Source organism: Cupriavidus consociatus (genome assembly GCF_017814975.1).
GTDB lineage: Bacteria > Pseudomonadota > Gammaproteobacteria > Burkholderiales > Burkholderiaceae > Cupriavidus > Cupriavidus consociatus.
Genome location: NZ_JAGIQA010000021.1, coordinates 1 through 16,597, shown reverse-complemented (window position 1 = coordinate 16,597; position 16,597 = coordinate 1). Strand labels below are relative to the sequence as shown.

Here is a 16,597-nt window from a genome sequence, read left to right as displayed (position 1 = left end):
AACGTTTATGACACAACGCACACTGAAAGCCGCCATTATTGGCAGCGGCAATATCGGCACGGACCTGATGATCAAGATCCTGCGCCACGGACACCAGGTGGAAATGGCGGCGATGGTGGGCATCGATGCCGCCTCCGACGGACTCGCGCGTGCGGCAAGGCTCGGCGTGCCGACCACGCATGAGGGTGTTGCAGGACTGGCCAGGATGCCGCAGTTCGAGGAGGTCGACATCGTGTTCGATGCGACGTCCGCCACAGCACACGCCCATAACGATGCGCTGCTGCGCTCACTACGCCCCGGCTTGCGCATGATCGATCTGACTCCCGCGGCGATCGGTCCGTACTGCGTCCCAGTGGTTAACGGCGACTCACACCTGGATGCGCCCAACGTCAACATGGTCACCTGTGGAGGACAGGCCACCATCCCGATGGTGGCGGCGGTATCGCGGGTTGCCCGCGTGCACTATGCCGAAATCGTCGCGAGCATCGCCAGCAAGAGCGCCGGACCTGGCACGCGTGCCAATATCGACGAGTTCACCGAAACCACTGCGCGCGCCATCGAGCAGGTGGGCGGTGCGGCAAAGGGCAAGGCGATCATCGTGCTGAATCCGGCCGAGCCGCCGCTGATCATGCGGGACACGGTGTACACCCTGAGCGATCCCGCCGACGAGGGCGCGATCGAAGCTTCCGTTACCGACATGGTGAATGCGGTCCGGCAGTATGTGCCTGGTTATCGCTTGAAGCAACGGGTGCAGTTCGACCGGATCACGGCGCAGCAGCCGATGCGAATTCCCGGCTTGGGCGACCGCATGACCGGTTTGAAGACCACCATCTTCCTCGAGGTTGCAGGCGCGGCGCATTACCTGCCTGCCTATGCCGGCAATCTGGACATCATGACCAGCGCGGCGCTGCGCACGGCGCAGACAATGGCCCACGGCATGCTGGCGCGCACTGCCACTGCTTGAGAGGAAAGACGATGAAGAAGCTCTATATCTCCGATGTCACGCTGCGCGACGGCGCGCACGCCATCCGCCACCAGTACACCATCGAACAGGCCAAGGCCATCGCGCAAGCGCTGGATGGGGCCGGCGTCGACTCGATCGAGGTGGCACACGGCGATGGCCTGCAAGGCAGCAGCTTCAACTACGGCTTTGGCGCCCACACGGATATCGAATGGATCGAGGCTGTGGCCGGCGTCATCAATCGCGCGAAGATTGCGACGCTGCTGCTGCCGGGCATCGGCACCGTCCACGATCTCAGGGCTGCTTACGACGCCGGCGCGCGCATCTTGCGTGTGGCGACCCATTGCACCGAGGCCGACATCTCCCGCCAGCACATTGAGTATGCACGCCACCTGGGCATGGAGGCCGTTGGCTTCCTGATGATGAGCCACATGATCTCACCCCAGGAGCTCGCAAGGCAGGCGAAGGTGATGGAAAGCTACGGCGCCACCTGCTGCTATGTGGTCGATTCCGGCGGTGCCCTGACGATGGGCGATGTGCGTGACCGCGTCCGGGCCTTCAAGGACACACTGAATCCTGATACCCAGACCGGCATGCACGCGCATCACAACCTCAGTCTGGGCGTCGCCAACAGTATCGCGGCGGTGGAGGAGGGCTGCGACCGCATCGATGCCAGCCTCGCCGGCATGGGGGCAGGGGCGGGCAATGCGCCTCTTGAAGTCTTCATTGCCGCGGCGGAACGCATGGGTTGGCAGCACAGCTGCGACCTGTACCGGCTGATGGACGCGGCCGACGACATCGTGCGCCCGCTGCAGGACCGGCCGGTGCGCGTCGACCGCGAGACGCTGGCGCTGGGCTATGCTGGTGTGTACAGCAGCTTCCTGCGCCACAGCGAGGCCGCCGCGGCCAAGTACGGGCTCAGCACGGTGGACATCCTGGTCGAACTGGGCCGGCGGCGGATGGTCGGTGGACAGGAGGACATGATTGTCGACGTGGCGCTGGACCTGTTTCAGTCGCGGTCGCGCTGATTCCCTCGGAGAGTCATCATGGAATCACTAGCAGAAGCCTTGCAGGTCCGCCATGGGCGGATCGATGTCCACCATCATCTCTTTCCTCCGGCGTACAAGGCCGAGAACGCGCGGCGAGGCATCACCGAGGAGGCTGGTGTCCGCATTCCGGACTGGACGCCGGAGCAGTCACTGGACGTCATGGATTCCAACGGCATCCAGACCGCCATACTGTCGCTGTCGGCGCCGGGGGTGTATTTTGGCGACAAGGGAGAGGCTGTGGCACTAGCCCGGTCGTGCAACGATTACGCAGTGGAACTTTCCCGCAAGCATCCGGGGCGGTTCGGCTCATTCGCCGTACTGCCAATGCCATTCACGCATGAGGCTTGCGACGAGGCAGCGTATGCGCTGGATGTCCTTGGCGCCGACGGCATCGTGCTGCTGGGAAGTGTGGAAGGGCACTTCCTTGGCGACCCGCGATATGACGAACTAATGTCCGAACTGGATCGGCGCCAGGCAATCGTCTTTGTGCATCCCAACCTGCATCCGTCGAGCCTGGCACTGGATCTGGTGGCGCCCGGATTCGTCCTCGAATTTCCATGCGACACCAGCCGGGCGGCGCTAAACCTGATCTTGCGCGGCGTAACCGAGCGGCATCCGCGCATCCGCTGGATCCTGTCGCATGCGGGGGGCTTCCTGCCTTACATTGGCTGGCGGGCTTCGCTGGTCAATGCGATGTCAGAGTTCCAGCACGCCATTCCCCAAGGCTTCCTGACCTACCTACGCCGTTTTTATTTCGACACCGCCTTGTCGCCTTCGCCGATCTCGATGGCGGCGTTGCGCGAACTGGTCGAGCCGGACCACATTCTCTTTGGCAGTGACTTCCCGTATGCGCCAGCCGCGGCGACATCGCTGCAGGTGCGGACGCTTGAGGGGAGCACCATCTGGGATGAGACCGTGCGCCACGGCATCGACCGGACGCACGCGCTGCGACTGTTTCCAAAGTACGCCGGACATGAGGAGCCTGTCATTGCGGCGCCTGTCTACGAAGGCGAGTCATTAGGTGCCAAGGCCAGAAGGCTGCTGGCAAACCGGTAAGTGCTATCGCAGAGCATTTGCGCGACCGCTGACGCTTTCTCCGGCCGCGCCCCTAACTGGCTGGGTTCTTTCCGTAACTTTCAAGCTGATTCGCGCCCTATACAGGGGGCGCGAATGCCATCGAACGGTTCCGCATTCTCGCCGGCGCGTCGCTTGTGCTCCCGACCGGGCGCTATGACGCGAATCCTGGCCCTGACATCGGCTATGGCAATTTCTATACGTTCCGCCCGGCAATCCAGGTTGACTACTTGCCGAAGCACGACCTTGCCTTGTCGGCCAAGCTGACCTGGGGCCCCAACACCAGGAACCGGGACAACGACCTGCGCAGTGGCAACTGGATCGGCCTCGATAACGCGCTGGCCTACAAGACGGCCATCGGCGCGTTCGGGCTGCATACAGTGCTCGTGCATCAATACCAGAGCGATTCGAACAACGCTTGGGGGACGAGCCGTTACCGGACATTCAACGGCGGGGCTTTCTTCACTACAAAAGTGCCGGTTCTCGATGCGGCGCTGACCATCCAGTATATGAGGAGGGTCGGCTCTCGCAACGCCAAGGCCGGCGACTTCACGCAAGTTCGCCTCATCAAACTGTTCTAACGAAGACAACGCAGGCTTCTGCTCCTGCTCGGGTTAAAGGGTGCCACTTCTTGGTAATCAGGTGTAGCGCGCTAGGCCTGGGTCACGATCCCCGGCTCTTTCGCGTTGCTCGCACCCGATCACCGGCAGCACCAGCGCCATGGCCTCGCCGGGTTGCGGCGTTGGGTGCAGGTCATTGACGCGGACCTCCAGCCTCCAGCGCTCGATGCCCTAGGCATCGCGCCTGCAGAAGAAGGCGACCATGGTAGTGACCGTCAGCTCGGACGCGCGCAGCCTCCAAGTAGAGCACGGTCAGCACCCAGCGGCAGCGCGCCGCACTTGGCGGGCGCGCGCCGCCGGCGGGCGAGGGCAAGCAGGTTGCCGGCCAGATAGCCAGCCTGGAACGAGGTCTGCGGCTTCGGCGGTTCGTTGATTGCCATCCCTAAATCCGAAGTGGTCATGCCATGAACACTCCAGCGCGCACGCGTGCCCCACATAGAGTTGCTGTATCTCACTCTGTAAGGCAGTTGTAAGGCAATATGAGAGTCGCGTCGTTCTCAAGCCTATCACTCATTGACTACGGGGTTTTATCCCATTTACAGGGTAAACCCTTGTGCAACTTCAATTGAATTACGTGATCACGAAAAGCTATACTGGGTTTACGGAAAAGCCATTCTTGCACCAGAAGACAGTGATGGGTGCCGCACCTGCGGCGATGCATCCACGTCGACGCCTTTTTCTTTCAGTTTTTTCGCCAACCCTTGTAGCGTCAGTGCAGGCATATCGGAATCGGAGACATCAGCATGACCATCAAAACGCCATCAGGAGCTGTGCTCCTGAAGCCCGAAGCTCTTACTACCCACGAACGCGGCGGTGGTGCCCGCACCACGCCGCTCGTCTCACGAGAACTCGGCACTAGCAGCTTCATCACCGGCTACACATCGTTCGATCCTGGTGTGGAGATTCCCTTTCATAGCCACAACTGTCAGGAGAGCGTCGTGCTGATGGAGGGAGAGGCAATTCTCGACATCGACGGACTGGAATACCGGCTCAAGGAGCACGACGTGACGTTCATTCCTCCGAACGTCAACCATCGGTTTCGCAACATCTCGAAGACCGAACCGATGAAGATTCTTTGGATTTATGCCACCGTCGACGCGACCCGCACGCTGACCGCATCCGGCGCTACCAATCCGGTCGCAGCCGAGCACGGCAAGTCGTAAGGACGAGGCGTCTGCTGCGCCGTGATGGACGCAGCCTCATCGCTGAGCCGGGTGCACATTGCATGTGCCCCGACAGCAGCGTTCCCACCAAGATCGACCGCGCCGGCGAACAACCGCATCGCCAACGTCCCGGACACGCAGTACTCCCCACGTCCACCGTCGGTCAAGAATAGCGAGCGAGACAAAAGATGTTAGTGATTCTCGGATTCGGCATGATTGCCGCGTTCATGTACCTGATCATGACCAAGCGGCTGACGCCGGTGGCAGCGCTGATTCTGATCCCGATCCTCTTTGGCCTTGCGGCGGGCGGTGGCCTGGACCTTGGCAAGTCGATCATCACGTCTATCAAGACAGTGGCGCCAACGGCGTGCCTGCTTTTCTTCGCCATTATCTATTTCGGCATGATGATCGACGTGGGCATGTTCGACCCCTTGATCCGGCTGATTCTTCGGTTCGTACATAACGACCCGGTGCGCCTGGCGGTCGGCACGGCGCTGCTGACGGGCATTGTCTCGCTGGATGGTGACGGCTCCACGACCTTCATCATCGTGACGTCTGCTTTCCTGCCGGTCTATCTGCGGCTTGGCATGAGCCCGTGGGTGCTGACCTGCATTGCGGCGACGGCCAACGGCATCCTGAATACGGTGCCCTGGGGCGGGTCGACCGCGCGTGCTGCTGCGGCCCTTAAGCTCAACCCCGTCGACATTTTCGTGCCCATGATGCCTGCCATCGCCGCCTCCATGGCTGCGTTGATTGGCCTTGCCTACTTGCTTGGCCGCAGCGAGCGGGCCCGCATCGGTCGACTGGAATTTAAGTCGTCAACAACCTTCTCTGGCTCGCGCAAGCCCGCCTTCTCCAATGCGATGGCAGGCGTGAGCGCTGCCCCAGTTGCGATGGGCAGCGCCGCCGCCATGCCCGCATCGGCTTTGGGCGCCATGCAAATGAATGTCCCGACCAAGGCCGATGTGACAGGCGGTACGTCAGACGATTTCTCCGTCCCTGTCTCCAGCGAAGGACTGGTGCTCCATCGCCCGAACGCCAAGCCTCACCTCACATGGCTTAACGCGCTGCTGACGCTGGGCGTCATGACGCTGCTGGTCGTCGAGATCATCCCGTCGCCGGTGGTGTTCCTGCTGGGTGTCGCGGTCGCGCTGGTCATCAACTTCCCGCGCGTTGCCGAGCAGTCGGAGCAGATCAAGTCGCATGCATCGAGTATTGTCGGCGTCGTCGGGATGGTCTTCGCGGCCACGGTACTGACGGGCGTGCTCAGCGGCAGCGGTATGGTAGAAGCCATGGCGAAGTGGCTGGTTGCCGTGATTCCCGCCGCGTGGGGCCCGCACCTGGCCATGGTGACCGGTCTGGTCAGTATCCCGATGACCTTCTTCACCAGCAACGACGCCTTCTATTTCGGCGTACTGCCGATTCTGGCCGAGACGGCGTCTCATTACGGAATATCCGCGGTGGAGATGGCCCGAGCTGCGGTTGTCGGCCAGCCGCTGCACCAGTCCAGTCCGCTGGTTCCGTCGTTCCTGTTGCTTGCCGGCCTGGCAAAGGTCGAACTGGGCGAGCACGCCCGGCGCACGATCTGGCGCGCCGTCGCTGTGGGTCTGGTGATGCTGCTGGTCGGTGGATTGACCGGGGCGTACCCGCTGTGAACGGCTCCGGCAGCAGCCGACAAATGAATCAAAGCCATATTTGGAGAGATTGAAATGACGACAACCGTTAAGGCACAGGCGCTGACCCAATTTGGTACCGCCGTGCTGGAGTCGCTGGGTGTTCCCAAAGCCGATGCGCATCTGCTGGCCGACAGCCTTGTTGTGGCCGAACTGTGGGGCCATTCGTCGCACGGCATGCTGCGTCTGCCCTGGTACGTGGAACGCCTGCGTAGCGGCGTGATGACGGCAACAACCCGGCCCGAGATCGTCATGGACAGCGGGGCGGTTACCGTCATGGACGGCCACCATGGGATCGGTCAGGTACTGACTGCGAAGGCCGTTGAACTCGGCATCGAGCGGGCTCGCCAGCATGGTATCAGCGCAGTCGGTGTGCGTAACTCGAACCACTTCGGCACCGCCGCGTACTTCACACGGATGGCGGCGAAGGAAGGTTGCGTGGCGCTGCTTGCGACCAACGCCAGCCCGGCGATGGCGCCTTGGGGTGGTCGTGTGAAGGGCATCGGCACGAATCCGTGGTCGATCGCCGCGCCCGGCGGACGACGCGGCGTCGCCGTGATGGACATCGCGAATACGGCAGTCGCGCGCGGCAAGATTTATCTGGCCGCCGAACGCGGCGTGGAAATCCCGGACACCTGGGCCGCTGATGAGAACGGTGTGCCGACAACCGACCCGAAGAAGGCCGTCCATGGCCTGATCCTGCCGATGGCTGGCCACAAGGGCTACGTCATCTCCTTCATGATGGACGTGCTGGCAGGTGTGTTGACCGGCAGCAACTTTGGCTCCAAGGTCGCCGGCCCCTACGAAGCAAACCGCACCAGCGGCGCCGGTCACCTGCTGATCACCATCGACATCAAATCCACCATGCCGTTGGATGAATTCGAGCAGCGCATGGAAGCCCTGATCGACGAGGTCAAGTCGGCCCCCACCGCCCACGGCGTGGAGGAAATCTTCTTCCCCGGCGAGTTGGAGGACAAGAACACAGTCCGCCTGCTGGAAACCGGCATTTCACTGGCCGATACGACTTGGCAAAGCCTGGCGAAACTCAGCCAGGAGACCGGGACTTCGCTCCCGCCGACGTTCACCGCATAAGAAGGACTTCGCAATGATCGCACTGATTGTTTCCCTGGATGTGTATCCGGAGCGCCTGGAGGAATTCCTTGCGGCCATCAAGGAAAACGCGGACCGTACGTTTAACGACGAGAGCGGATGCAAGTATTTCGACGTGACGCAGGATCTGAAGAACCCGCATCACTTCATGTTCTACGAACTGTACGAAGATGAGGCCGCTATCGAAGCGCACCGTGCTGCGCCGCATTTTGCGATCTGGCGCCAGGCCGCGGACCGCTGTGTCGTCAAGGGTAGCCAGGCCAATACGCTCTGCACTCAGCTCTTCCACCATGCCTGACGGCACGGCACACAGGATTAAACCATGACCACCTCCATTACCACCTATAACCCCTGCACCGGTGAGCCGCTGCAGACCTACGAAAGCTGGACGACAGCACAGATCGACGAGGCTGTCCAGGCTGGCCACGAAGCTGCGCTGGATTGGGGTAAGCAACCTTTGTCGGAGCGGGTCGCAGCGGTTCGCAGCCTGGCAGATGAACTGCGCCGCCAGAGTGCGTCGTTTGCTAAGCTAATTATGGCCGAGATGGGCAAGATCGAAGCCGAAGCCGCTGGCGAAATGGAAAAGTCGGCGGTGACTGCGTTGTACTATGCCGACAATGCTGATCGCATCCTCGCGGACGAAGCCGTCCGCATCGACGGCGTCGACGCTTGGGTGAGCTACGAGCCTATCGGACTCGTGCTGGCGGTGATGCCGTGGAACTTTCCGGTGTGGCAGGTCATGCGGTTTGCCATTCCTGCCATCACTGCGGGCAACGGCGTGCTCCTGAAGCACTCTCCCAATGTGACTGGCTGCGCGCTAGCGCTGGAGCAGCTCTTCCTCGATGCCGGATTGCCCAAGCATCTCATCACCACCCTGGTGGTAGCGGAGCCCGAGGTGCCGGCAGTGATTAATGGCCTGATCGAAGATGATCGTATCGCCGCCGTGACGCTGACCGGTTCGAACCGGGCTGGCGCGGCCGTTGGCTCAGCAGCCGGGCGGGCATCGAAGAAATCGGTTCTGGAGCTCGGCGGCTCCGACGCCTTCGTGGTGCTCGACGATGCCGATCTCGATAAGGCGGTCGCGGCGGCCGTGAAGGCACGCTTCCACAACGCTGGCCAAAGCTGCGTATGTGCCAAGCGCTTCATTGTGTCGAAGCCAATCGCCAATGAGTTCACGACACGGTTCGTCGCGGGAACGAAGGCACTGATCGTGGGAAATCCCGCCGATGCCGCGACGCAGATGGGTCCGTTGGCTCGGCCGGACCTGCGTGATGCGCTGGACGGCCAGGTGCGCCGGTCCGTGGAAGCCGGAGCAGTGCTGCTGACCGGCGGCAAGGCTGTTGAAGGTCCAGGCAATTTCTACGAACCCACCGTGATGGCGAATTTGCGTCCGGGCATGGCGGCGTTCGACGAAGAGACGTTCGGCCCGCTGGCGGCCATCGCCGTTGCCGAGGATGATGCGGACGCTGTGCGGCTCGCGAATGCGACGCCTTTCGGTCTGTCCCTGAGCGTATGGTCGGCCTCCACCGAGCGAGCGTTGAAGGTTGCCAAGGGCGTCACAAGCGGTGCCGCCTTCATCAACGCGATCACTGCCTCGGATGCACGGGTGCCGTTCGGCGGAACCCGCAAGTCCGGTTACGGCCGGGAGTTGGCGGCGGCTGGCATCCGCGAATTCACTAACGCTCGGACGTATTGGGCCGTTTCCGCGGCCTGAGTCTATCCACGTAACTACGCCAGGAGACATCGTTGGACGCAGGAAGACGCAGGGTATTGCGCAGCCTTAGTGCGATAGCCGCCCTTTACGGCATGCCTGGTGTTCACGCGCATGGTGCGGAGCAAAAACCTATGTACGCATACGTTGGATGCAGGACCACCAAGGCCCGGAATGCGCGCGGCAAGGGGATTAACGTCTATCGCGTGCGAGAAGATGGGTGGGAGCACGTGCAATTGATGGAAGGACTCGACAATCCTTCATTCCTTGCAATGGACCGTGCCCAGCGATATCTCTATGCCGTCCACGGCGACCTGGGCGACATCAGTGCGTTCGCCATCGATGCGACGACAGGCCGGCTCACGCTCCTCAATCGCCAGGGCACCGAGGGCAAGAATCCAGTGCATCTGGCGGTAGAGCCTGGCAACCGCTTCATCGTTGTCGCCAACTATGCGACCGGATCATTGGTCACGCTGCCCATCCAAGCGGACGGCAGTCTGGGGCGCGTTGCCGATCTGGCGAAGCTTCCAGGCAATCCCGGCTCAAATCGGGAGCAACAGGGCGGATCTCATCCGCATGATGTCCCATTTGACATTGCAGGGCGTCACTTTATCGTGCCCGATAAGGGAGTCGATCGCGTCTTTGCGTTCAGTGTCGATTCCAGAACGGGAAAGTTGACTCCCGCGAGTTCGCCCTATGTCGAGGCGCCGGCGGGAGCCGGTCCTCGGCACGTCACGTTCCATCCGGCGCGCCCGCTTGCATATGTCATCAACGAACTGAACTCGACAGTCACAACCTACCAGTATGATGAAGCGTCTGGAGCGTTGTCGCCCCTGCAGACGGTGTCCACCGTGCCGAAAGATTATGGCGGTGACAACACCGGGGCGGAAATCCAGATCGCGAACTCGGGCAAGTTTCTTTATGCTTCAAACCGGGGCCACGACAGCATCGTGACGATGGGCATTGACCCGACAAGCGGACTTCTTACCCCGCTGTCCTGGGTGGAAAGCCGCGGTAAGGGGCCGCGCTTCTTCGCTATCGATCCTGATGGTCGCCGCCTTTACGCGGCAAACGAACTCTCGGACACAATCGTCCCCTTCGACATCGCGCGGGAGAGCGGAAAGCTCACACCGCTGCCGTGGAGAATTGACACAGGAAGCCCGGTTTGCGTTGCATTTCGGCGTGTTTGATCGCACGCCAGAAAAGTGTCGTTTGCATGTGCCGAATTTCACGCGGGCCCCGACGCTTACTGTATGGGAGCACTAATCTTTCACGAAAAAGCGTTTCACCGCCGCATTTTCTTAGTCGAGAGCAATAGGTACCGCGCAGCCGCGGCCGGCATAACTAGCGGTGGCTTCTCCGGCTCAGGTCTACGGTGAATTCCCTCGAAGTTATCCGAAGTTTGCGATTCGTATGGCAGAAGAAAGGGTAGGCCGGTCAGATGACTGACGATCTTGATGCTCGAGCGCGTCCCTGGCGAGTTCGAGCTTTTTTTGGGTTCATCGAGGAAGACCGGCGACGCAGCGAGATAGGGGCGTTCCCCTCGGGTGGGAGGAACTTGCCGGCCGGTTAGTGCAGTTTGATGCGCGGATGAGTCTTGCTTCGCAACCAATGCGCCGTGGTGTCGAGTCCCATGCGCAGCGCGCCGTGCAGCGCCATCACGTGCATGCGGTAGAGCGACGTGTACATGAGTCGAGCGAAAACGCCTTCGATGAACATCGAGCCGCCAATCAAGCCGCCCATCAAGCTGCCCACTGCACTGAAATGTCCGAGCGACACTAGCGAACCAAAGTCTTTGTACCGAAACGAAGCCAACGGCTTGCCAGCGAGCCTTGCCTTCATCGCTGCAAACAGGAAAGTCGCTTGCTGGTGCGCAGCTTGCGCCCGTGGAGGAACGACGGTCTGCGTATGCGCACAGGTGCAACTCGCACAATCGCCCAGAGCAAAGATGTCCGGGTCGCCGTCGGCCTGCAAGGTCGGACCGACTATCACTTGGCCGGCGCGATTGACGGGTAGTCCGAGATTACAAAGGACCGACGGCGCTGTGATACCGGCTGCCCAGACCGTGAGGTCGGCATCGATCCATTTGCCGTCTGCAGTTTGGATCCCGAGCGGCGAGACTTCAGTGACGCGCTCAGCTGTCAGAACGTTGATGTGGAGCTTCTGCAGAAGCTTGCGCGTTTCCTCCGAAACACGAGGGGAAAGGGCGGGCAGGATGCGTTGACCGGCTTCGATGACATGGATATGGACGTCGCGGCGCGGATCTAGGCTGTGGATCCCGTAGGCGGCAAGCACATGGGCTGTATTGCGCAGTTCCGCAGCCAATTCGACCCCTGTTGCACCAGCTCCGACCACCGCAATGTCCACGCGCGGCTGCTCGGCCGCAGCGGTCCGCCCGCGGCCGCTTTGGGCGCGGATGCACGCCGAAATCAGCTTGCGCCGGAAGCGATCGGCCTGCTCGACGGTATCCAAGGCGATTGCGTGCGTTTCCGCGCCAGGTACGCCGAAGAAATGCGTTACACAGCCAACCGCAAGCACAAGCGTGTCATAGAAGAGCTCCCGTCCCGGCAGCAGTTCGCTTCCTTCGGGGTCAAAGCAAGGCGCGATCTCGATGCATTTGCGGCTCCTGTCGATGCCGGTCAGTTCGCCTTGTTGGAACTCGAAGTGATGCCATCGGGCCTGCGCAGCGTATTCAAGCTGATGCGTGTTGGGATCCATACTGCCGGCGGCAACCTCATGCAGTAACGGCTTCCAGATATGAGTGGGATTACGGTCCACCAATATGACTTCGGCCGACCGTCGTTTGCCGAAGCGGTCTCCCAGCCGGGTGACTAACTCGAGTCCACCGGCGCCTCCGCCGACGACCACAATTCGGTGTCGTTCAGTTATTGCTGGCATGCTTCAGAAGCCCAATTAATGCTGTTTGTGATCACAAAATGCACAGCGGCGCAAAAATAAGGCCGCCATAGGTGATGACGGCCTGCCGATTCAGGCTGCGCTCCTGAAAACGTCCGCGCTGTGCACCTTTCGCCGTCGCGCGCCTTCCAAATGCTCGCGGAGCAGTGCGGCGGCTTTCAGCATATCTTGCGCGGCTATGGCGTCCAGGATGGCTAGATGTTCAATAGCCTGTTCTTGCCGCGGTTTGCGGTTTTTGGCTTGTCCGTACTCGACCAGCCGTCGCAGCGAATCCATGCGCTTGACCGACTGGACGATGAACCTGTTTCCCGACCACTTTGCCAGCATTTCATGGAAGCGGCTGTTCGACTCGAACAGTTCGATCGGCGTCATGGTCTGGTAGCCGCCGTCCACGATCGCGCGCTGCTGGCGGCGCAATGAAGCAAGCTCCACGGGATCAGACTTAAACCAAGGGCTTAGCAACCCCGTTGGTTCCAGCGCGGTACGGTACAGATAGCTTTCTTCGTAGGCCTGCGCCGAGTCGATCATGGGTAGGAAAATCCAACCATGCCCGATGGAACGCTCCACCCAGCCTTCCTGTTGAATGCGGGACAGCGCCTTTCGCAGCGCGCTGCGGGACACGTTGTACTGCCGCATCATGTCGGCTTCGTTGACTAAATCCGGCAAGCTCTTGTTCAGCCGGTCCTCAGCGATCCTGAGGTATAGAGGGTCGTCAGGCTCTGCAGAAAGCTCTTCAGCGATAGCCGACAGATCTGACGCATCCTTCTCCAGGAAATACCCGCGATTGTGATCATGGACTACGGCTCCCATTTCCACCAAATAGCGCAGGGCGACGTTGACTGGCGAGCGCGACACGCCGATACGGTCCGCCAGCGCGCTTTCCGCTAGGTGATCTCCGGCGCGCAGACTGTCGAGTCGGACGAGTGCAACGATCTCCCGGGCGACACGGGCTTGGAGCTGAGACAGATTCATGATCGGGTGCGAAGCAGTTGCCGATGAGCCGGCGGCGGCTGCCGCCGAACGTGGTGCGGCATGGTCAGACTGCATTTTGCCACGACGTCGCGCAGGCCGCCCAGGTCCGACCCGGCTCAGTCGATGCGCATACCGAGTTGCTTGATGAGCTTGGACCACTTTTCGTTTTCCTTGCGGATGAGGGTGGCGAACTCAGCGCTAGATCCGTCGGTTGGCTCGTACAGTTGGCTGCGCAGCTTCTCGGCATTTGCCGCATCCTTCAACCCAGCCACTAGCGCTTGGCTCAACTTCTGCGATATTGCACTCGGCGTGCCTTTGGGCACGACTGCACCAGCCCACGAGGTGGCCTCATACCCTTTTACCACTTCGGCGATTGCTGGCACCTCCGGCAAGCCCGCAGCGCGCTTTGCACTGGTCACTGCGAGCGCGCGCAATTTCCCGGACTTTATGTGCGGAAGCGCGGCGAGCGGATCGGCAATGCTCGCATCGACTTCACCGCCGAGTACCGCGACAACGGCCGGTGCACCGCCTTTATACGGCACGTGAACCAGATCAATCTGTGCCATTGTTTTCAGCATTTCACCGCCGAGATGATTGCCGCTGCCGTTTCCGGCGGAGCTGTAAGTCAACTTGCCGGGCTTGGACTTCGCTAGGGCGATAAATTCCTGAAGCGTCTTCGCTGGAACTTTTGGATTGACAACCAGAATGTTGGCTACGGACGCCATCCAGACCAGTGGGTCGAAGTCGGCAACGGAATATCCCGGCTTCGAATACAAGTGCGGGTTCAAAGCCATGGTCGAGAGGTTGACGAACGTCATCGTGTACCCGTCCGGAGCAGCTCGCGCCCCTGCGACCGTCCCGATGTTGCCCGCAGCCCCAGGCCGGTTATCAATGATGATGGACTGCCCGAGCGACTCCTGAGCTTTCGCCTGAACCGTTCGGCAAAGCAGATCGGCGCCGCCCCCAGCAGCTTGGGGAACGATGAAAGTGACCGGCTTGCTGGGAAACTTGTCTTGCGCCCAGGCGAGCGGCGATGTTAACGCCCCGGCCCCCCCGGCGAACGGTGCCAGGGCGAATCCCTTGAGGATCGAACGGCGACGCAGATTGCAGATGATCGGCATGATCGATGTCTCCTTTGCTACGCATCTAGTTTTAGCGTTTTATGATCATAGAAGGCATTAGCGGCGCGCACAAGTACAACCGCGAGACTGTTGCGAGAAGTGCCTTTAGAAAGCCATATTCGCCAAATAAAGTTGAACAAAAGCCATCTTCACTCCGTAGGAAATTGCCGCAAGAATCGCGTTATGTGCATATGAATTGACAATCTAGATAAGCACTGTGATTGTGATAGGTGTTGCCTCTTCGATGCAGTGCGGGCCTGCGGCCAGTCAATTCGCAGCGCCCGCAAGTCACGGCCCGCTTCACGGCTTAGGCCCATTGCTAGGCGGCCACCACGGTTGCAGCGCGTGGTACCAAGAGGCAGAAGCGGATCCGACTGCTACGCCCGACAAGGGCGCAGCAGCGCAGTCAGTTAAAAGCGGTGTTGTATTCCGAGCGTAACGCCCGTCTGATTGCTCGCTACAGGCGTCCGATCGCCAGCCCTCATGACGCCGACTGGTGTGAAGGTGCCATCGTTATTCGTCTTCGCGTATGCATAGCCGACGGTCGAATATAGGCTTGTCCGCTTCGAAAGCGAGTAGACGGCCTGTAGTACGAACAGCATGGGATCTGACGCCGTGTCTTTCTTATCCTCGTAGTAGACCGCCCCCGTGAGGCGCAGAGCAGGTGTCACTGCGTAGCGGACGCCCGCCCACCACAAATCACTTCTTGCACTGCCGCCAGTGACAGGTATAAGTTCATACCAACGGTATCCACCTAACACGCTGAATGCGCCAAAAGAATAGGAGCCGGATGCGGTGATATCACGGGCCTTTGAATACGTGCCGCTGGCCGTGGGCGCGCCGTTGCCCTGATCGAAGACCACACCAAAACTGGCTGGCCCTCCGTCATAGCGAAGCCCTCCGCCGAATGCCGCGCTGGCATTGCCGTTGCCAACCTGCTCGCCGAGACTATAGTGAGCGACAGTCGTTACCGGCCCGAAGACGCCTGTGTACTTGACTGTGTTGTCCAGCCGGGTCTTGTATCCAGTGCTGGGCGCCGAGCCGGTGCTGCTTACCCAGGAATACTGAGGGGCATACCCCATGGGGTCGTGGGGAAGGACCAGGTCGTACATCGAAGACGTTTGTCGACCCAGCGCAAGTTGACCATATCTGCTTTCGATACCCACGAACGCGAGGCGCCCAAACAGTCTGCCATCGGAGGAGTTGCCGGTGTCCGTGTCGATGCCGCTCTCAAGGGTAAAGATAGACTTCAGACCCCCTCCAAGATCTTCTTTGCCCCGGATCCCCCAGCGCGAGGAGTTCATGCCGCCCGAATTCATACGGTACGCATTGGCAAGACCCGAAGCTGCGCTCTTTCCGTCGACTGCGTTATGGTTGCTGAACTCGATATTGGTATCAACCAGGCCGTACAAAGTGACGCTTGATTGCGCTGAGGCCGGGACGGCAAGCGTGGAAAGTAGGCACAGCATCGACATCGACATCACGCGATGGCCGGTGGCCAGCATTTGCTTCATTCTCACTCCAGTCAGGATGTAGTTATTCATTGGATCAGTCGTCCTCGGACAATCGAATACCCTTGCGGCGGAGGACGGTCGGTACCAATAGGATCAGCACCGTCGCCGCAAGCAGGCTTGCTGCGATGGGTTGACTCAGGAAAATCAGCCAGTCTCCCTGGCTGATGGACAGCGCATTGCGAAGCTGTTTCTCGGCCATCGGGCCGAGGATCATGCCGACGATGACGGGCGCGACCGGGAAGTCCAAGCGCCGCATCAGTACGCCCCCCCACCCAATGGCCAGCATGAGCAGCAAGTCGAACCAGGACTGCCGCATGCCATAGACGCCGATCGAGGCAAACAGCAGGATTCCTGCATATAGGAAGGGCCTCGGAATGGAGAGCAGCTTTACCCAGAGACTCACCAGTGGCAAATTCAGCACGAGCAAGATGACGTTGCCGACGTACAGAGACGCAATCAGCCCCCATACCAGTTCTGGTGAGTTCTGGAATAGCAGTGGGCCCGGCTGCAGGTTGTAGTTTTGAAAGGCGGCAAGCAGGATTGCCGCGGTTGCCGACGTTGGAATGCCAAGTGTCAAGAGCGGAACAAGCGAGCCGGTGGCCGTTGCGTTGTTGGCCGCCTCAGGGCCCGCTACTCCCTCTCAAGAAACAGAAGTGAAGGTGGTTGTGTTCATGCGGCTTCTACTGGATTGACCTGAAACCCAAGGGCCGCGG

Annotated in this window: 16 protein-coding genes and 1 pseudogene; 10 read left to right on the top strand and 7 right to left on the bottom strand. The window is 60.6% G+C overall.

The genetic code is table 11. The features are described from left to right. The first annotated feature begins 7 nt into the window (after nucleotides 1-7). The 4 genes from J8I82_RS25275 to J8I82_RS25260 all read left to right on the top strand — a co-directional run bounded on the left by J8I82_RS25275 (nucleotide 8) and on the right by J8I82_RS25260 (nucleotide 3,665). Nucleotides 8-964, top strand: a complete 957-nt coding sequence (locus J8I82_RS25275) for an acetaldehyde dehydrogenase (acetylating) (RefSeq protein ID WP_209761584.1) — start codon at nucleotides 8-10, stop codon at nucleotides 962-964. A gap of 11 nt (nucleotides 965-975) precedes the next feature. Continuing rightward, nucleotides 976-1,989, top strand: coding sequence for a 4-hydroxy-2-oxovalerate aldolase (dmpG, locus tag J8I82_RS25270; protein ID WP_209761583.1), 1,014 nt, complete (start codon nucleotides 976-978; stop codon nucleotides 1,987-1,989). A gap of 18 nt (nucleotides 1,990-2,007) precedes the next feature. Next, complete coding sequence (locus J8I82_RS25265; RefSeq protein WP_209761582.1) at nucleotides 2,008-3,066, top strand: amidohydrolase family protein; 1,059 nt, start codon at nucleotides 2,008-2,010, stop codon at nucleotides 3,064-3,066. A gap of 119 nt (nucleotides 3,067-3,185) precedes the next feature. After that, nucleotides 3,186-3,665, top strand: coding sequence for a transporter (locus tag J8I82_RS25260; RefSeq protein ID WP_209761683.1), 480 nt, complete (start codon nucleotides 3,186-3,188; stop codon nucleotides 3,663-3,665). A gap of 254 nt (nucleotides 3,666-3,919) precedes the next feature. Here the strand turns inward: J8I82_RS25260 and J8I82_RS25255 are convergent, their stop codons facing one another. Continuing rightward, nucleotides 3,920-4,084 (bottom strand): hypothetical protein, encoded by a 165-nt coding sequence (locus tag J8I82_RS25255; protein WP_209761581.1) that lies wholly within the window; start codon nucleotides 4,082-4,084, stop codon nucleotides 3,920-3,922. Between the two features lie 219 nt (nucleotides 4,085-4,303). Further along, nucleotides 4,304-4,426: a hypothetical protein gene (locus tag J8I82_RS39125; protein WP_280908135.1), complete on the bottom strand. Its 123-nt coding sequence runs from the start codon at nucleotides 4,424-4,426 to the stop codon at nucleotides 4,304-4,306. 21 nt (nucleotides 4,427-4,447) lie between these two features. Between J8I82_RS39125 and J8I82_RS25250 the strand changes: the two genes are divergently transcribed. From J8I82_RS25250 to J8I82_RS25225, 6 genes are all read left to right on the top strand, one after another. Next, complete coding sequence (locus J8I82_RS25250) at nucleotides 4,448-4,867, top strand: cupin domain-containing protein (protein WP_209761580.1); 420 nt, start codon at nucleotides 4,448-4,450, stop codon at nucleotides 4,865-4,867. A 188-nt stretch (nucleotides 4,868-5,055) separates the two neighbouring features. Further along, a complete protein-coding gene (locus J8I82_RS25245) occupies nucleotides 5,056-6,522 on the top strand; it encodes a CitMHS family transporter (RefSeq protein ID WP_209761579.1) in 1,467 nt (488 codons plus the stop codon). Nucleotides 6,523-6,576: 54 nt separating this feature from the next. Continuing rightward, nucleotides 6,577-7,632 (top strand): Ldh family oxidoreductase, encoded by a 1,056-nt coding sequence (locus tag J8I82_RS25240; protein ID WP_115690057.1) that lies wholly within the window; start codon nucleotides 6,577-6,579, stop codon nucleotides 7,630-7,632. A gap of 13 nt (nucleotides 7,633-7,645) precedes the next feature. Then, entirely contained in the window at nucleotides 7,646-7,948 is a 303-nt protein-coding gene (locus tag J8I82_RS25235) for a putative quinol monooxygenase (protein WP_115690059.1), read from the top strand. Between the two features lie 24 nt (nucleotides 7,949-7,972). Further along, a complete protein-coding gene (locus tag J8I82_RS25230; protein WP_115690061.1) occupies nucleotides 7,973-9,364 on the top strand; it encodes an aldehyde dehydrogenase family protein in 1,392 nt (463 codons plus the stop codon). 131 nt (nucleotides 9,365-9,495) lie between these two features. Then, nucleotides 9,496-10,551 (top strand): lactonase family protein, encoded by a 1,056-nt coding sequence (locus tag J8I82_RS25225; protein ID WP_245180104.1) that lies wholly within the window; start codon nucleotides 9,496-9,498, stop codon nucleotides 10,549-10,551. 379 nt (nucleotides 10,552-10,930) lie between these two features. Here the strand turns inward: J8I82_RS25225 and J8I82_RS25220 are convergent, their stop codons facing one another. From J8I82_RS25220 to J8I82_RS25200, 5 genes and pseudogenes are all read right to left on the bottom strand, one after another. Beyond that, the gene (locus tag J8I82_RS25220) at nucleotides 10,931-12,259 is read right to left on the bottom strand and encodes an NAD(P)/FAD-dependent oxidoreductase (RefSeq protein WP_115690065.1); all 1,329 of its coding nucleotides are present in this window, start codon (nucleotides 12,257-12,259) and stop codon (nucleotides 10,931-10,933) included. 90 nt (nucleotides 12,260-12,349) lie between these two features. Then, nucleotides 12,350-13,249 (bottom strand): GntR family transcriptional regulator, encoded by a 900-nt coding sequence (locus tag J8I82_RS25215; RefSeq protein ID WP_115690067.1) that lies wholly within the window; start codon nucleotides 13,247-13,249, stop codon nucleotides 12,350-12,352. Between the two features lie 116 nt (nucleotides 13,250-13,365). Next, nucleotides 13,366-14,370, bottom strand: coding sequence for a Bug family tripartite tricarboxylate transporter substrate binding protein (locus J8I82_RS25210; protein WP_209761578.1), 1,005 nt, complete (start codon nucleotides 14,368-14,370; stop codon nucleotides 13,366-13,368). Nucleotides 14,371-14,780: 410 nt separating this feature from the next. Then, entirely contained in the window at nucleotides 14,781-15,884 is a 1,104-nt protein-coding gene (locus J8I82_RS25205; RefSeq protein WP_172587109.1) for a porin, read from the bottom strand. Between the two features lie 34 nt (nucleotides 15,885-15,918). Beyond that, nucleotides 15,919-16,524, bottom strand: a pseudogene (locus tag J8I82_RS25200) (tripartite tricarboxylate transporter permease); the annotation flags it as partial. Nucleotides 16,525-16,597 lie beyond the last annotated feature (73 nt).

What these genes read in the sequence shown, in the direction of transcription:
- J8I82_RS25230 (WP_115690061.1), top strand. Translation starts at nt 7,973, where the DNA reads ATGACCACCTCCATTACCACCTATAACCCCTGCACCGGTGAGCCGCTG.
- J8I82_RS39125 (WP_280908135.1), bottom strand. Translation starts at nt 4,426, where the DNA reads ATGCCTGCACTGACGCTACAAGGGTTGGCGAAAAAACTGAAAGAAAAA.
- J8I82_RS25265 (WP_209761582.1), top strand. Translation starts at nt 2,008, where the DNA reads ATGGAATCACTAGCAGAAGCCTTGCAGGTCCGCCATGGGCGGATCGAT.
- J8I82_RS25215 (WP_115690067.1), bottom strand. Translation starts at nt 13,249, where the DNA reads ATGAATCTGTCTCAGCTCCAAGCCCGTGTCGCCCGGGAGATCGTTGCA.
- J8I82_RS25235 (WP_115690059.1), top strand. Translation starts at nt 7,646, where the DNA reads ATGATCGCACTGATTGTTTCCCTGGATGTGTATCCGGAGCGCCTGGAG.
- J8I82_RS25225 (WP_245180104.1), top strand. Translation starts at nt 9,496, where the DNA reads ATGTACGCATACGTTGGATGCAGGACCACCAAGGCCCGGAATGCGCGC.
- J8I82_RS25205 (WP_172587109.1), bottom strand. Translation starts at nt 15,884, where the DNA reads ATGAAGCAAATGCTGGCCACCGGCCATCGCGTGATGTCGATGTCGATG.
- J8I82_RS25245 (WP_209761579.1), top strand. Translation starts at nt 5,056, where the DNA reads ATGTTAGTGATTCTCGGATTCGGCATGATTGCCGCGTTCATGTACCTG.
- J8I82_RS25250 (WP_209761580.1), top strand. Translation starts at nt 4,448, where the DNA reads ATGACCATCAAAACGCCATCAGGAGCTGTGCTCCTGAAGCCCGAAGCT.
- J8I82_RS25220 (WP_115690065.1), bottom strand. Translation starts at nt 12,259, where the DNA reads ATGCCAGCAATAACTGAACGACACCGAATTGTGGTCGTCGGCGGAGGC.
- J8I82_RS25255 (WP_209761581.1), bottom strand. Translation starts at nt 4,084, where the DNA reads ATGGCAATCAACGAACCGCCGAAGCCGCAGACCTCGTTCCAGGCTGGC.
- J8I82_RS25210 (WP_209761578.1), bottom strand. Translation starts at nt 14,370, where the DNA reads ATGCCGATCATCTGCAATCTGCGTCGCCGTTCGATCCTCAAGGGATTC.
- J8I82_RS25275 (WP_209761584.1), top strand. Translation starts at nt 8, where the DNA reads ATGACACAACGCACACTGAAAGCCGCCATTATTGGCAGCGGCAATATC.
- J8I82_RS25240 (WP_115690057.1), top strand. Translation starts at nt 6,577, where the DNA reads ATGACGACAACCGTTAAGGCACAGGCGCTGACCCAATTTGGTACCGCC.
- dmpG (WP_209761583.1), top strand. Translation starts at nt 976, where the DNA reads ATGAAGAAGCTCTATATCTCCGATGTCACGCTGCGCGACGGCGCGCAC.